Source organism: Nocardia glycosmidis (assembly GCF_052545115.1).
Genome location: NZ_JBQWRH010000016.1, coordinates 120,931 through 135,960 on the forward strand (window position 1 = coordinate 120,931; position 15,030 = coordinate 135,960).

At 68.1% G+C, this 15,030-nt stretch carries 12 protein-coding genes and 1 pseudogene; 12 read left to right on the top strand and 1 reads right to left on the bottom strand.

Annotated features, from left to right (window positions below):
* Positions 1–35: 35 nt before the first annotated feature.
* From ACT86A_RS20500 to ACT86A_RS20525, 6 genes are all read left to right on the top strand, one after another.
* Positions 36–4,367, top strand: a complete 4,332-nt coding sequence (locus ACT86A_RS20500; protein WP_445093783.1) for a sensor histidine kinase — start codon at positions 36–38, stop codon at positions 4,365–4,367.
* Positions 4,364–4,777: a roadblock/LC7 domain-containing protein gene (locus tag ACT86A_RS20505; RefSeq protein ID WP_011207200.1), complete on the top strand. Its 414-nt coding sequence runs from the start codon at positions 4,364–4,366 to the stop codon at positions 4,775–4,777. Before ACT86A_RS20500 ends, ACT86A_RS20505 begins: the two co-directional genes overlap by 4 nt.
* A gap of 7 nt (positions 4,778–4,784) precedes the next feature.
* Positions 4,785–5,159 (top strand): DUF742 domain-containing protein, encoded by a 375-nt coding sequence (locus ACT86A_RS20510; protein WP_014981573.1) that lies wholly within the window; start codon positions 4,785–4,787, stop codon positions 5,157–5,159.
* A complete protein-coding gene (locus ACT86A_RS20515) occupies positions 5,140–5,742 on the top strand; it encodes a GTP-binding protein (protein WP_445093784.1) in 603 nt (200 codons plus the stop codon). The genes ACT86A_RS20510 and ACT86A_RS20515 overlap by 20 nt, the downstream gene beginning before the upstream one ends.
* Before the next feature lie 51 nt (positions 5,743–5,793).
* On the top strand, positions 5,794–7,386 hold the full coding sequence (locus tag ACT86A_RS20520; protein WP_445093785.1) for a carboxyl transferase domain-containing protein: 1,593 nt from the start codon (positions 5,794–5,796) through the stop codon (positions 7,384–7,386).
* Between the two features lie 113 nt (positions 7,387–7,499).
* A complete protein-coding gene (locus tag ACT86A_RS20525) occupies positions 7,500–8,357 on the top strand; it encodes an aldo/keto reductase (protein ID WP_445093786.1) in 858 nt (285 codons plus the stop codon).
* A gap of 191 nt (positions 8,358–8,548) precedes the next feature.
* Here the strand turns inward: ACT86A_RS20525 and ACT86A_RS20530 are convergent.
* Positions 8,549–8,769, bottom strand: a pseudogene (locus tag ACT86A_RS20530) (NAD(P)-binding protein); the annotation flags it as partial.
* 110 nt (positions 8,770–8,879) lie between these two features.
* Here ACT86A_RS20530 and ACT86A_RS20535 point away from each other — a divergent pair.
* From ACT86A_RS20535 to ACT86A_RS20560, 6 genes are all read left to right on the top strand, one after another.
* Complete coding sequence (locus ACT86A_RS20535) at positions 8,880–9,608, top strand: enoyl-CoA hydratase (protein WP_445093787.1); 729 nt, start codon at positions 8,880–8,882, stop codon at positions 9,606–9,608.
* Positions 9,608–10,750: an MBL fold metallo-hydrolase gene (locus ACT86A_RS20540; RefSeq protein ID WP_445093788.1), complete on the top strand. Its 1,143-nt coding sequence runs from the start codon at positions 9,608–9,610 to the stop codon at positions 10,748–10,750. The genes ACT86A_RS20535 and ACT86A_RS20540 overlap by 1 nt, the downstream gene beginning before the upstream one ends.
* A gap of 39 nt (positions 10,751–10,789) precedes the next feature.
* Positions 10,790–10,996 carry an antitoxin gene (locus ACT86A_RS20545; protein WP_445093789.1) on the top strand — a complete coding sequence of 69 codons (207 nt, stop codon included), beginning with the start codon at positions 10,790–10,792 and terminating at the stop codon, positions 10,994–10,996.
* 50 nt (positions 10,997–11,046) lie between these two features.
* On the top strand, positions 11,047–13,362 hold the full coding sequence (locus tag ACT86A_RS20550; RefSeq protein ID WP_445093790.1) for an ATP-dependent DNA ligase: 2,316 nt from the start codon (positions 11,047–11,049) through the stop codon (positions 13,360–13,362).
* 35 nt (positions 13,363–13,397) lie between these two features.
* Positions 13,398–13,574 carry an antitoxin gene (locus tag ACT86A_RS20555; protein WP_445093791.1) on the top strand — a complete coding sequence of 59 codons (177 nt, stop codon included), beginning with the start codon at positions 13,398–13,400 and terminating at the stop codon, positions 13,572–13,574.
* 156 nt (positions 13,575–13,730) lie between these two features.
* Entirely contained in the window at positions 13,731–14,972 is a 1,242-nt protein-coding gene (locus ACT86A_RS20560) for a lipase family protein (RefSeq protein WP_445093792.1), read from the top strand.
* Positions 14,973–15,030: the final 58 nt, after the last annotated feature.

Here is a 15,030-nt window from a genome sequence, read left to right on the forward strand (position 1 = left end):
GCTCGGCAGAGGCCAGTTTGGAAAGTGAGTGGGACATGCGTGACGCCGCTAGGTCCGGCAGTAAGCGCTGGGCGCTCGGCAACTGGGACCTGCGCTGGAAGGTGACGGCGGTGCTCGCCGTGCCACTCGCGGTCGCGGTCGGGCTCGGTGTGTCCAGGATCTCATCGGAGTTCGGGGAATCGAGCCGACTCGCCGACATCAGCGAGAACGTGGCCGCCATCCCTGTGGTCACCGGGCTCAGCGCGCAAACCGCCACCACCGCGGCCTCGCAAATGATCTCGCTGGGGGCCAACCAGTCCGTGGTGACCGACCAGAATCTCACGGATCTGGACAAGGCGATCGCCGATGTCGAGAAATCGATCGGCAAACTCGAGAGCGTGCCGGGCGCACGCGAGGCCCTCGACAGCATGCTCACTCAGGCCAAGGGTGTGCGTGCCCAGGGCAAAGCGGTCACCACCGGCCCGCCATCCGGCACCCTCGCGCTGATCGACCGCGTCCGCAACGACAGCGTGCACATCGTCGAGGCCACGGTCGGCCAGGTCAGCGATTCCGGGGTGGACGTCGCCAAACTGCGGCTGGTCGATTCGGTCAACACCCGGGCCGCCCTGGTCAACGAAGTCGCGGCCCTCCCGGAGGTGCTGCGCAGCCCGCAGGCCGGCGTGCAGAGCTTCCTGATCGCGTCCAGCACCGAGCGCGCACTGCTCAACGTGCTGGCGCACCGTTTCCCCGACGGCGACACCTCGATCGCCGACCTGCGCGCGGGCGTCGACACCAGGATCGCGCTGCTGACCAGTCCGCAGTCCCAAGCGGGCCAGCTCCCGATCGGTGACCTGAAGAAGTCGATGACCGACAGCCTCGCCGTGTACGAGCACGTCGTCGGCAAGGCGACCAAGGACATCGACGCCGCGATGCAGTCGCTGGTGTCCACCGCGCAGGGCGGGGCATGGACCTACACCGCGGTCGTCATCGCGACCATCCTCGCCGCACTCCTGCTCGCGGTGTTCGTCGCCCGCTCGATGATCGTCCCGCTGCACCGGCTGCGCTTGGCCGCGTTGCGCGTCGCCGAGAGCGATCTGCCGCAGGAGGTTGCGCAGCTGCGCAACGGTGCCTCGCCGGAAGAGGTGCCACTGGAACCGATGCCGGTGCGCAGCACCGAGGAGATCGGTCAGCTGGCCCGTGCGGTCGACGACATCCATGGCCAGGCACTGCGTCTGGCGAGCGAGCAGGCGAAGATTCGTTCGCAGGTCAACGACATGTTCGAGACCCTGGCGCGGCGGTCGAAGTCGCTCGTCGACCATCAGCTCACGCTCATCGAGGCGATGGAGTACGACGAGAAGGACCCGCGTCTGCTGGAGAACCTGTTCCGGCTCGACCACCTCGCGGCACGTATGCGCCGCAACGGGGACAACCTGCTCATTCTCGCCGGCACCAGGCAGCGCCGCGCCAAGTCCGCTCCGGTCGAGATCGGCGACGTGCTGCGCGCCGCGATCTCCGAGGTCGAGGACTATGAGCGCGTGAAACTCGGCGCTACGCCGCGCGGTTCGCTGAAGGAGCCGGCCGCCTCCGACCTCGCGCACCTGTTCGCCGAGCTGTTGGACAACGCGTTGCGCGCCTCGCCGCCGGAGACCGACGTCAAGTTCACTTTCGCGCAGGCGCATGACCAGGGCCTGCTCATCGAGGTCGCCGACCGTGGCATCGGTATGCCGCCCGCGGAGATGGCCGACATCAACCGGCGCCTGGAGCAGACCGCCGAGCCCGGGCCCGACACCGCTCGCCACATGGGTCTGTTCGTGGTCGGCAGGCTCGCCGAGCGACATGGCCTCACGGTGCGGTTGCGACCGACCTTCGACACCGCTCGCGATCCGGGCGTGACCGTGACCGTGCACGTGCCGGTCGGGTTGATCGTCGCGGGTAAGCCGATCGCTGGGCAGCCCGTCACCCCGCAGCCCGCCACCCCGCAGCTGGCCACACCGCAGCGTTCACCGGCGGCGTCGTCCATGCAGATGCGGGCGGTCACGCGCACCCCGGGTGGGAATGTCATGGTCACCGTAGATCCCGGGGTGAGCGGCCCCATTCCGGTCACCGACTCCGTGGGTTCCGCGTCCATCGCGCCGCCGAGCGCTCCGGCTCCCACCGGTCCCGGCGGTCTTCCGCAGCGGCAGCCCGGCACGGCGATGTCGTCGGGTCTGCGTGCGGAGGGCCAGCAGTCGAGCACGAGCCTGCGCCCCGCGTCGGGGCAGTCCGCGAACAGCCCGCAGCGCGGCAAACTCGCCGCGGTCAACCTCCCCAAGCGCACCCTCGCGCCCGGCGGTCCGCCGCCGCGTCAGCCGGGTGTTCCGGCCGAACCGACCGCCGCGGGTCTGCCACAGCGGGACCCGAACTCGGGTGGACTGCCGCAGCGGCAGCCGGGCGCCAATGGCGTGCCACAGCCGAGTGTCGGTCTGCCACAGCGTCAGGTGGGATCGAACGGCGTTGCGCCCCGCGACCCGTCATCGAACGGCCTGCCGCAAGGCGAGCCTGGGGCAGGTGGTCTACCGCAGCGTGAGCCGGGCGCCACGGACCTGCCGTCGCGTCAGCCGGGCGGCACCGGCTTGCCGCAGCGTCAGCCAGGGATGAGCGGTGTGCCGCCGTATGAGTCGGCACTTGGTGGTCTGCCGCAGCGCGAGCCCGGCGTCACCGGCCTTCCGCCCCGACAGCCCGCGCCGAACCTACCCCAGCGCGACGCGACGCCCAGCGGTTTGCCGCAGCGCGATTCCGGTGCTCATAGTCTCCCGCAGCGTGCGTCCGGCGATGGTTCGCCGCCGCGTGAGCCGGGTTCCGGTGCTTTGCCCTCGGTAAGTGGTCTGCCGCAGCGGGATTCAGCTGCTACTGGTTTGCCGCCGCGTGATTCGGCGTTGGGTGGTTTGCCGCAGCGTGCGTCGGGCAATGGTTTGCCGCAGCCGGATTCCGGTGCGCATGCGCTGCCGCAGCGTGCGTCCGGCGATGGTTTACCACAGCGCGAGCCGGGTTCCGGTGCTCTGCCTTCGGTGGGTGGTCTGCCGCAGCGGGATTCAGCTGCTGCTGGTTTGCCGCCAAGTGATTCGGTATTGGGTGGATTGCCGCCGCGTGATTCGACCGCTACGAGTTTGTCGTCGCGTGATTCCGGTGCGCACAGTCTTCCGCAGCGTGCGTCGGGCAATGGTCTGCCGCAGCGTGATTCCGGTGCGCATGCGCTGCCGCAGCGTGCGTCCGGCGATGGTTTACCACCGCGTGAGCCGGGTTCCGGTGCTTTGCCCTCGGTAGGTGGTCTGCCGCAGCGGGATTCAGCTGCTACTGGTTTGCCGCCGCATGATTCGGCCTCAGGTGGTTTGTCGTCGCGTGATTCCGGTGCGCACAGTCTTCCGCAGCGTGCGTCGGACAATGGTTTGCCACCGCGTGAGCCGGGTTCCGGTGCTTTGCCCTCGGTAAGTGGTTTGCCGCAGCGGGACCCAGCTGCTACTGGTTTGCCGCAGCGGGATTCAGCTGCTACTGGTTTGCCGCCGCATGATTCGGCCCTAGGTGGTTTGCCGCAGCGGGATTCCGGTGCCCATAGTCTTCCGCAGCGTGCGTCGGGTAACGGTTTGCCGCAGCGCGAGCCGGGTTCCGGTGCTCTGCCCTCGGTAGGTGGTCTGCCGCAGCGGGATTCAGCTGCTACCGGTTTGCCGCCGCGTGATTCGACGCTGAGTGGTCTGCCGCAACGTGATTCGACGCTGGGTGGTCTGCCGCAGCAGGCGCCCACACCGCCGAGCCCGCCGCAGCGGGAGGGTGGGCTCACCGGCTTGCCGCAGCGTCAGCCGGGCGCCCAGGCGCCGCAGCGGCAGCCTGTGCCGCCGGGAGTCGCTCTGCCGCAACGGGACCGCGGTGGCCAGCACGCCGCGAGCGCCGAACAGTCGGAAAGCCTGGCTGGACGCGATCCCGGCAAGCACAGCTTTCGGTCCAACCCGGCGAAGACGGCCTCGTTTTTCCAAACCAGGTTGCAGCCCACGGTGGAGCCGGAGCCGGTGATGGGCGGGACGCCGATCTTCGCCGAAATGATGTCGGCGTGGCTGTCGGACCCCAACGCGGATCGCTCGCAGGCGGCCGTCGGCTTCGATTCGCCGGGCGACGAAGGGTGGCAGGCGGCTCGCCGCGCGAGCGAGGCGCAATCCGAGACGAGGACGGCCGCGGGTTTGCCCCAACGCAATCCAGGCGGGAGGCTTGTTCCGGGTGGCGTCAGCGGTGCGGCCGATCGGGCGCCGCGTCGCGACCCAGAAACGATCAGGTCCAGCTTGAGTCGTCACCAGCAGGGCGTCCGGGATGGCCGCGCAATGAGAGCAATGAACCTAACCGGAGATAAAGGAGACCGATGAACCCCGATCTAGGTGGTACGAACCGTCAGCTGGATTGGCTGGTTTCGAACTTTGCCAACGAGGTTCCGGGTGTGGCCCATGCTGTCCTGGTCTCGGCTGACGGCCTACTCATGGCCGCGAGTGCCCAGTTGCCCGTCGATCGCGCCGAACAGCTCTCGGCCGTGACGGCTGGTCTGGCCAGTCTGTCGGTCGGCGTCTCGAATCTGTTCGAGGGCGGCACCGTGTTGCAGTCCGTCGTCGAGATGGAACACGGCTACCTGCTACTCATGGCTGTTGGCGACGGCTCCTATCTCGCAGTGCTGACCAACACCTCGTGTGACATCGGTCAGGTCGGTTACGAGATGGCTTTGTTGGTCGAGCGTGTTGGTCAGACTGTTCAGGCCACGCCACGCGTCACGATGGGTTCCTGATGGTCGGATGGATATAGAAGATCACCGCGTGGGAAGCGCCGAGCCGAGCCTCGTACGCCCGTACTCACTGACCGCGGGCCGGACCAGGCCCGCGGTCGAACTGGCGTTGGAAGCCCTCGTCGCATCGCATCCGGTTGCCCTGGAACGGCAGTTCGAACTGACCAACATCGAGACGTCCATCGTGGAGTTGTGCAGAGAATCGCCGTCCGTTGCCGAGGTAGCAGCCCGACTGGGTATCCCTATTGGGGTAGCCCGCGTGCTCGTCGCCGACCTGATCGAGGCCGGACACGTACGCGTTTCGGCGACTTTGAAAGACGATTCCAGCGACGATGAACGTCGCGAGCTGATCGAAAGGGTTCTCAGTGGACTCCGGCGTATTTGATTCGACGGCACAGGTCGACACCCGTACCAGCAAGCCGACATCGGCGAAGATTGTGGTCGCGGGTGGTTTCGGCGTGGGGAAGACCACGTTGGTGGGTGCCGTCTCGGAGATCGTTCCGCTGCGCACCGAGGCGTTGGTGACCAATGCCAGTGCCGGAATCGACAACCTGACCGGCATTCCGATGAAGTCGACCACCACGGTGGCGATGGACTTCGGCCGAATCAGCCTCGCCGATGACCTGGTGCTGTATCTGTTCGGTACCCCTGGCCAGTATCGATTCTGGTTCATGTGGGACGACCTGATTCGCGGCGCCATCGGCGCCGTGGTGCTGGTGGACACGCGCAGGCTGGAGGAGAGCTTCGCGGCCGTCGATTACTTCGAAGCGCGGGGCCTACCGTTCCTGGTGGCGCTCAACGAATTCGACGACTCGCCGCGGTACCCGATCGAGGACATTCGGCAGGCGCTCGCCGTGCCCGCCGATGTGCCGATCATGTCCGTCGATGCCCGTCGGCGTGAGCCTGCCAAGCAGGCGCTGGTCGCGCTCACCGAGTACGCCCTGCGCAAGGTTATGCAGGGCTACTGAGTGCTGGTGCGGCACGCCGACGCTCTGGGTAGGGCCGGATAGGCTCGCCCGGTGCGTACTTCGGCGCGGGCGCTACTCGGGCAACTGCTGGACGCGGACTCGTTCATCAGCTGGGACCGGCCACCGGTGACGGTGGCCGCGGCCCCGCGGTATCGCGAGGCCTTGCGGAAGGCGGCGGTGGCGGCGGGTACCGATGAATCGGTGCTCACCGGGGAGGGGCGGCTGCGCGGTACTCGCGTGGCCGTGATCGCTTGCGAGTTCGGGTTCCTGGCCGGTTCGATCGGCGTCGCCGCGGCGGAGCGAATCGTTGCCGCGGTCGAGCATGCCACCGCGCTCGGTGTACCGCTGATCGCTTCACCGACGTCGGGCGGCACCCGGATGCAAGAAGGCACTGTCGCTTTCGTGCAGATGGTGAAGATCGCCGGTGCGGTCGCGGCGCACAAATCGGCCGGCCACCCGTACCTGGTCTACCTGCGCAATCCCACGATGGGCGGGGTCTTCGCCTCGTGGGGCTCGCTGGGCCACATCACGTTCGCCGAGCCCGGTGCGTTGATCGGCTTTCTCGGGCCGCGGGTCTACGAGGCTTTATACGGCACGCCGTTTCCGGAAGGCGTGCAGACTGCTGAGAACCTCTACCGCCGGGGCGTCATCGACGGGGTGCTGCCGGTACCTGTTTTTCGTCGCATCGCCCACCGTGCGCTGAGCGTGTTCAGTGGTGTCCAGCTGCCCGATCCCGCCGCGGTGCCAGGTGTCGGCACGCAGGCCACGGTTGCCTCTGCTGCGCAACGGACGTCGCGGCAGCCACTACCAACGGCGCCCGCGCAGGGGGCTCGCGCCCGTGATTCGAACGTCGCCGCGACGAACAACTCTGAGGACAATCCGGTCTGGCAGTCGGTCCTGATTTCGCGCCGCCCGCAACGACCGGGACTGCGCGAGCTCTTACGTCAGGTGACGCAACGGGTTCCGCTCAGCGGCACCGGCCAGGGCGAATCGGACCGAACGGCCATCCTCGCGCTGGGACGTTTCCGTGGGCAACCGTGTGTGGTGTTCGGGCATGACCGGCGCGGCCAACAAGGCGAGAACACCATGGGGCCGGCCGCTCTGCGCGAGGCGCGGCGCAGTATGGCGCTGGCCCAGCAGTTGCGGCTGCCGCTGGTGCTGGTCATCGACACGGTGGGTGCGGCGCTGTCGAAGGAAGCCGAGGAACGCGGTCTCGCACCCGAAATCGCCCGCTGCATAGCGGATCTGGTGACGTTGGACACCCCGACGGTCTCGGTGCTGCTCGGTCAGGGCACCGGCGGCGGTGCGCTGGCGCTGCTGCCGGCCGACCGGGTGCTCGCCGCCACGCACGCCTGGTTGGCTCCGCTGCCGCCGGAAGGTGCCAGCGCCATCGTGTTCCGCGACACCGATCATGCCCCGGAACTCGCTGCGGCCCAGCGAATCAGTTCCGCGGATCTGCTAGCCGACGGTGTGGTCGACCGCATCGTGCCCGAGCTTCCCGATGCCGCGGACGAGCCGGTGGACTTCGCCCGCCGAATGGTCGCCGCGATCGCGAACGAACTCGCGATGCTGCGCGCCCGGCCGGAAGCGGAGGTGCTCGCAGCGCGGCAGTTGCGTTACCGGAGGTTGGGACTTCCCGTCTGACGCGGGCTGAGCGCCGCGCTGCCGCTGGCACATTCGGTCTGTCCGGCAAATTGTGAGTCAACACGCCCGAAGGCGTAATTGACGGTTCGCCGCCGCGCTTCTACGGTCGGAAGGTGACCTTCAGTAGCGAGACCAACACCGCTCCTCCGATCGTGCTCAGCGATGGGAACGTGATCCCGCAGCTCGGCTTCGGTGTGTTCCAAGTGCCGGACGACGACGTCTTCGCGGCGGTCACCACCGCGCTAGAGGTGGGTTATCGCAGCATCGACACCGCCGCGATCTACGGGAACGAGGAGGGCACGGGTCGTGCGATCCGGGAATCCGGACTGACCCGGGACGAGATCTACGTCACGACCAAGCTGTGGAATTCCGAGCAGGGCTACGACTCCACGCTGCGCGCCTTCGACGCCAGCATCGCCAAGCTCGGCTTGGACTACCTCGACCTCTACCTCATCCACTGGCCGGTGGCCGCCGCGGACCGGTTCATCGATACCTTCCGTGCCTTCCAGGCGCTGAAGTCGCAGGGACGGATCAAGTCGATCGGCGTCTCGAACTTCACGGTCGCGCACCTGCAGCGGCTGATCGCCGAAACCGGTGAGATCCCGGCGGTGAACCAGATCGAGCTGCACCCCAGGCTGGCGCAGCGCGAGCTGCGTGAGTTCCACGCCGCGAACGGGATCGCCACCGAGGCGTGGAGCCCGCTCGGTCAGGGCACCGTGCTCGATGACAGCACCATCACCGCGGTGGCGGCGGCGGTCGGTCGCACTGCGGCGCAGGTGATCATTCGCTGGCACCTGCAGCTGGGCAATGTCGTCATCCCGAAGTCGGTCACACCGTCGCGGATCGCCGAGAATTTCGACGTGTTCGACTTCGAGCTCACCCCGGAGCAGATGAACGCGATCAGCGCACTGGACAGCGGCTCGCGTGTCGGTCCGGACCCGGAAAGCTTTACTCTGGGTCTGATCAACTGATCTCGCGCTCGGCCGTCAGCGCAGTCCGAGATGCTCGGTGAGTTCGACGGGGGCCGCGTCGCGTCCCGCGCGATCGGCGCCGACCGTGCTCGCTGACGGCCCGTAACCGACCAGCGTGGGTCGGCGCCTACCTGTGTGGCCAGGCGCCTGGTCGTGGTGACCCCTCCGCCTGGTCCGCGCAGTCGCAGTGGCGCCGTCGCCGAGCCGGGCGGCAGTGTTTCCGCGAAGGGCATACCGGGCAGATCGTGCACGCCGTTGACCCTTTCCAGGGGCAGCGCGGGCCCGCGGAACTGCCAGGCACCGCCGGGGCCGGGGCGCGGTCGACGAGCAGATAGTGCCGCTCGGGGCGCAGCCCGAGGCGACGCAGGTGACAACCGGCCGACAGCCCCGCCTGACCAGCGCCGATCACCAGAACATCGAAGTCGGTCGGCGCAGCTGGTGATGGTGTCGCCTGCCGGGGAAAGGGCGGTCGGCTGTGGCAGAGTGAAGAGATCGGAGAGATCGTTCAGTCGGGGAGGTCGGATGCTCGGCGTCAGCCGCGATGGTGAGGTGGTCACCATCGAACTTCAGCGGGAAGAGCGCCGCAACGCGCTCAACCACGAACTGGTGACGCTGCTGCGCGAAGCCGTCCTCGCTGCCGTCGCCGAGCAGGCCCGGGTCATCGTGTTGACCGGGCACGGCTCGGCATTCAGTGCGGGAGCCGATCTGTCCGGGGTGCACTCCGGCGATTTCCTGTCCGGGTTGCTGGAGACTTTGCACACCATCGAATCGGCCCCGATCCCGGTGATCTCGGCGATCAACGGTCCCGCGATCGGCGCAGGCGTGCAACTTGCCCTTGCCTCGGACCTGCGGGTGATCTCGCCGGAGGGATATGTCGCGATTCCCGCGGCGAAGTTGGGCATCACGGTGGATCGGTGGACCGTCCGCAGACTGGCGGCGCTCATCGGCGGCGGTCCGGCCAGGACCGTGCTGCTCGGGGCGGAGCCGATCTCGGCCGAGGACGCCTACCGCTTCGGGTTCGCCAACCGGATCGGCGGGCTCGCCGACGCGCAAGCCTGGGCGAAGCAGATCGCGGCTCTGGCCCCGCTGTCGCTGCGCCACATGAAGCTGGTGCTCAACGACGACGGGACGCGTGATCCGGAAACCGCTCAGCAGCGCGCGGCGCTGGAGGCGGCATGGTCGAGTGAGGATGCCAAGGAGGGACGTTTGGCCAGGCAGGAAAAGCGCGCCGCGAAGTTTGTGGGGCGATGATGGGTATTCGGCGCATCGTGGGCGCCGCCGCGGGCGCGCTCGGCATCACGTGGGTGGTCCGGGCGGTGTGGGGTATCCCATCGGCGATGGGCGCATCGATTTCGGCGATCCAGCCCTACGCCGTGGGCGCTACGAGCTATCGAAATCGGCAGTTCCACAACACCGAACCCAGTAGTCAGGTGGTGGTGGGCTCGGCACCTTCGCTGTTGATCTCGGCGCTGACCCAGCGGAACGTGGGCAGGCCGCGCGGAACCATTCCGCTGGCGCCGCCCCGGCCGCCGAGTGCGGCGTCCGCTCTCGCGGTCACCTGGTACGGCCATGCCACGACGCTGATCGAGGTCGACGGGTACCGAATTCTCACCGATCCGGTATGGAGCGAACGGGTTTCGCCTTCGGCGGTGGTCGGGCCCGCGCGCCTGCATCCGGTGCCGCAGCTGTTGTCCGAGCTGCCCCCGGTCGACGTGGTGGTCATTTCGCACGACCACTACGACCACTTGGACAAGGAAACCGTCCGGGAACTGGTGGCGCGCCAGAGCGCGCCGTTTCTCGTGCCGCTCGGCATCGGCGCGCATCTGCGGCATTGGGGTGTCCCGGAGCATCGGATCATCGAATTGGATTGGGGCGCTTCGGTATCGCTGGCCGATCTCGGCCGGGATCGGGACGGTGGGGATCTGACGCTGACCTGTACCGAGGCGCGGCACTTCTCCGGACGCGGCCTGCTGCGCAACACCACCCTGTGGGCTTCGTGGTCGATCGTGGGTCCGACGCGTCGCGCCTACTTCGGCGGCGACACCGGGTACACGAAGGCGTTCGCCGCGGCGGGCGCGGCGCTCGGCCCGTTCGACCTGACGTTGCTGCCCATCGGCGCTTACGACGCGCGCTGGCCGGACGTGCACATGAACCCCGAAGAGGCGGTCCGTGCGCACGCCGATCTGTGCGGCGGCGACCCCGGCTACGGCCTGTTCGTGCCCATCCACTGGGCGACGTTCAACCTCGCCTTTCACGGTTGGTCCGAGCCGGTCGGACGGATGGTGGCGGCGGCACGGGCGGCGGAGACCGCCGTCGCGGTACCGATGCCGGGTCAGCGGGTCGATCCGATGAGCACGCCACCGGGGGATCCCTGGTGGGAGAATGTTGGTTGAACGATTCCGGCTGGTTGGCGACAGGAAGGATGGACGGCGATGAGTTTCGCGGACACGCTCAAAGGTCTGGTCGACAAGGGGAAGGACGCGGCGGCCAAAAACGCCGACAAGATCAACCAAGCGGTCGACAAGACCGGTGACTTCATCGACCAGAAGACGCACGGCAAGTACACGGACAAGATCGCCAAGGGCAAGGAGGCCGCCAAGAAGGTGGTCCCGCCGGATCAGTCCGGGCCGCACGCCTGAGCCGGGGGCGCAGGCCGTCGTGCGGTCTGCGCCGCTGGACTGCGAAGATCGTGACCCGCCGAGTGTTCGGTGCTGTCGAGGTTGAGCTGAGCAACCTCGACAAGGTGCTGTACCCGGCGACCGGAACCACCAAAGGCGAAGTCATCGCCTACTATTCGGCGATCGCGCCGGCGATGCTCCCGCACATCGCGGGACGGCCGGTCACCCGCAAGCGCTGGCCCAACGGGGTCGACGAGCCGTCTTTCTTCGAGAAGAACCTCGCATCGCACGCGCCGTCCTGGATCGCGCGTCGCACGATGCGCCATTCCGGCCGCAACGTCGTTTATCCACTGATCGATGACGAGGCCGGTCTGGCCTGGGCCGGCCAGCAAGCAGCGCTGGAAATCCATGTGCCGCAATGGCGTTTCGATGACGATCGGATGGGTCCGGCGACCAGGTTGGTCTTCGATCTCGACCCGGGCGAAGGAGCGGGGCTCGCCGAATGCGCCGTGGTGGCGCTCGCGGTGCGCGACATGGTCGAGGGAATCGGGTTGCCCGCGTTCCCGGTGACCAGCGGAAGCAAGGGCATGCACCTCTACGTGCCGTTGGATCGGGAACTGAGCCCGGGTGGCGCGTCCACGGTCGCCAAGCAGGTGGCCACGAATCTGCAACGGCTGCACCCGGATCTGGTCACCGCGACAATGGCGAAGTCGGCTCGCGGCGGCAAGGTCTTCCTGGACTGGAGCCAGAACAACCCGTCCAAAACCACTATCGCGCCCTACTCGCTGCGCGGGCGCAGGCAGCCCGATGTCGCCGCGCCGCGTACCTGGAAGGAGATCGAGAACCGGAAGAAGCTGCGGCAGTTGCGGTTCGATGAGGTGCTGGCCAGGTACCGGGCGCGGGGCGATCTGCTGGCGGAGGTGGATCCGCCTCTTTCGCAGGGCGGCTCGGCGCGGTCGGGTTCGGACGCGCTGACGAGATATCGCTCGATGCGGGACCCGTCCCGTACCCCCGAGCCGATACCGGTCGAGTCCCCGGAGCCGGGGGCGAACAACCGCTATGTGGTGCAGGAACACCATGCGCGGCGGCTGCACTGGGACGTGCGGCTGGAGCGTGACGGTGTGCTGGTGTCCTGGGCGGTGCCGAAGGGACCGCCTACCGCACCCGATCAGAACCGGCTCGCGGTGCACACCGAGGACCATCCGCTGGAGTATCTCGAGTTCCACGGCGCCATCCCGAAGGGCGAATACGGCGCCGGTGCGATGACGATCTGGGATCACGGCACCTACGACACCGAGAAATGGCGTGCCGACGAGGTTATCGTCCAGTTCCACGGCACGCGGCTCACCGGTCGGTACGCGCTGATCCAGACCAACGGAAACCAGTGGCTGATGCACCTGATGCGCGAGCAGAGCGGTGCCGAGGAACCCGGCGCCGGGACGGCCGCCGGCTCTGGCCGCGTCATCCGGCCACCGAGTACCGCTTCGCGGCTTCCGCGCGGGCTGGCGCCGATGCTGGCGACGCCCGGAAACGTCGCGGACCTCGGCGCCGACGACTGGTGCTTCGAGACGAAGTGGGACGGGTTCCGGTTGATCGCCGAGATCGATTCCGGTGCGATCACCTTGCGTAGCCGGGCGGGCAACGTGGTGACCGATCGCTATCCCGGGATCACGGTTCTGGCCCGGGAACTCGCCGGGCACAGCGTGGTGCTGGACGGGGAAGCGGTGGTCTTCGACGATCACGGTGTTGCCAATCTCGGTCTGCTGCAGGCCGGGGCGGCGCGGGCGGTGTTCGTCGCCTTCGACGTGCTGTTTCTGGACGGCACGTCGTTGCTGCGCAAACGATATGCGGATCGGCGCCGGGTGCTGGAGGCACTGGCCGCGAACGCCCCTTCGCTGCTGGTGCCGCCACGACTGGACGGTCCGGGCGCCGAGGCGATGCGCTACAGCCAGGAGCACGGCCTGGAGGGTGTGATCGCGAAGCGCGAGGATTCGGTGTACCTGCCGGGCAAGCGGGGGCACGCGTGGGTGAAGCAGCGCAATTGGCGTACTCAGCAGGTGGTGATCGGGGGATGGCGGCGCAGTGCGGCACGGAATTTCAAATCCTTGCTGGTCGGCATTCCGCACGACGGGCAGCTGTACTACGTCGGGCGGGTCGGCACCGGGTTCAGCGAGCCGGACCTGCGGGAGCTGGCGGCGCAGTTACGCAAGTTGGAGCGAAAGACCTGCCCGTTCGACAACGAACTCACCGCCGAGGAGCGCAAGGAGGCGGTGTGGGTGTCCCCGAAACTCGGCGGCACCGTGCGATTCATGAATTGGACGGAGGCGGGCAGGTTGTGGCACCCGGCGTGGCTCGGTGCCGCATCGGCGGCGCCGCACACTGGGTAGAGTGCGTCCGTCGGCGCGAAAACCAGGAGTGCACGGTGGATTTCAAAGACCTCGCCGGTAAGGCGTTGGAGTTGGCCCAGAACAACGCGGACAAGGTGGATGCGGTCATCGACAAGGTGGGCGATCTCGTCGACGAGAAGACCGGTGACAAGTTCGCGGGCCAGGTGGACGCGGCCCAGGACGCGGCGAAGAAGGCGCTGCGTCAGCAGTGACGTCGACCCGCGGACGACCGCGGCGACGGGCGTGACCTCCGATCGACCCGTTGCCCGGGCCGATCCCACGGCAGTACCGTTGATAACCAGAGGTGGGAGTGGGTCGGCGCCGACGGCACCCGCGCACTGCGGCCTCGCCGGAGTGGGGAGGCCTTGATGAAGCAGGCGCGTCATCGAACTGTGGTCGCGGCCGTTCTGCGTGCCGTCCTATCGGCCCTGACCGTTCTGATTCTCGGCGTGGCCGGTGCTCCCGTGGCAGCCGCCGAGCTGCCGCCCCCGGACTACGACCCGTTCTACGCGGCGCCCGCCGACCTCGACTCGTCCTGGAACGGCGCTGTCCTCGATGCGCGTCCGATCGCGTTGTTGGGGCTGCCGCTGCCGATCTCGGCATGGCAGGTGAAATATCGGACCACCGATTCCAGCGACCGCCCCGCGGCCGACGTGGCGACCGTGCTGGTGCCGATGCTGCCGTGGTTCGGCCCTGGCGCTCGGCCGTTGCTGTCCTACCAGGTCCCCGAAGACAGTCTCGGCACGCGCTGCGCGCCGTCGTACGCGCTGCGCGGAGGCTGGGATACCGGCGCGGTCAACACCCTGATCGATACGCCGTTCATGGCGGAGGCGCTGCGCCGCGGGTGGGCCCTCGTAGTCGGTGACTATGAGGGACCGCAGTCCCGGTTCCTGGACGGAGTCAACTCCGGACGGGGTGTGCTGGATGGCATCCGGGCCGCCCGCGACTTCCCGGCGGCCGCACTCGGACCCGGGACTCCGATCGGCGCCTGGGGATATTCCGGCGGCGCCTTTGCCACACTGTGGGCCGCGCAGATCCAACCCGAGTACGCGCCGGACGTTCGCTTCGCCGGGATCACCTCCGGTGGCGTTCCGGCGGATTGGCCTGCTATCGCCCGCCACGCGGACGGCACCGCGCAGGCCGGGCTGGCGTTGCTCATCGTGTTCGCCATCGCCCGCAACGATCCCGGCGCGGGCGTGCTGGAGCTGCTCAACGATCGTGGCCAGGCGGCGCTGATCGAGAACAGTGCGGCCTGTGGGTCCGACCTCGTGCCCAAATATTTCGGGGCGCGCGTCGACGACTTCGCCACCGTTGCGAACCTGCTGTCGCATCCGGCCTTTCGCGCCGCGACCGCCGCGCAGGAACTCGGCAGCAGCGCGCCGACCGCGCCGACGTACCTCTACCACAGCATCACCGACGATGTGATTCCCGTGGCGGGGTTCACCGACCTGCTCGGCCGTTACTGCGCGCAGGGAGCGACCATCACGTCGGTGCACTCGATGCTGCCCAGCCACAATCCGGCGGCGATCGGCGAGGCGCCGGCGGCGATGAACTTCCTGGCGGACCGGTTTGCTGGGGTCCCGGTCGCTCCGGGGTGCCATGCGCGCTAGGTACACACCCGGTGCCCGGGAGAGCGCACCGAATCGCAGGTGATCCGGTGCGTATCGC

What these genes read in the sequence shown, in the direction of transcription:
- ACT86A_RS20500 (WP_445093783.1), top strand. Translation starts at nt 36, where the DNA reads ATGCGTGACGCCGCTAGGTCCGGCAGTAAGCGCTGGGCGCTCGGCAAC.
- ACT86A_RS20505 (WP_011207200.1), top strand. Translation starts at nt 4,364, where the DNA reads ATGAACCCCGATCTAGGTGGTACGAACCGTCAGCTGGATTGGCTGGTT.
- ACT86A_RS20510 (WP_014981573.1), top strand. Translation starts at nt 4,785, where the DNA reads ATGGATATAGAAGATCACCGCGTGGGAAGCGCCGAGCCGAGCCTCGTA.
- ACT86A_RS20535 (WP_445093787.1), top strand. Translation starts at nt 8,880, where the DNA reads ATGCTCGGCGTCAGCCGCGATGGTGAGGTGGTCACCATCGAACTTCAG.
- ACT86A_RS20540 (WP_445093788.1), top strand. Translation starts at nt 9,608, where the DNA reads ATGGGTATTCGGCGCATCGTGGGCGCCGCCGCGGGCGCGCTCGGCATC.
- ACT86A_RS20545 (WP_445093789.1), top strand. Translation starts at nt 10,790, where the DNA reads ATGAGTTTCGCGGACACGCTCAAAGGTCTGGTCGACAAGGGGAAGGAC.
- ACT86A_RS20560 (WP_445093792.1), top strand. Translation starts at nt 13,731, where the DNA reads ATGAAGCAGGCGCGTCATCGAACTGTGGTCGCGGCCGTTCTGCGTGCC.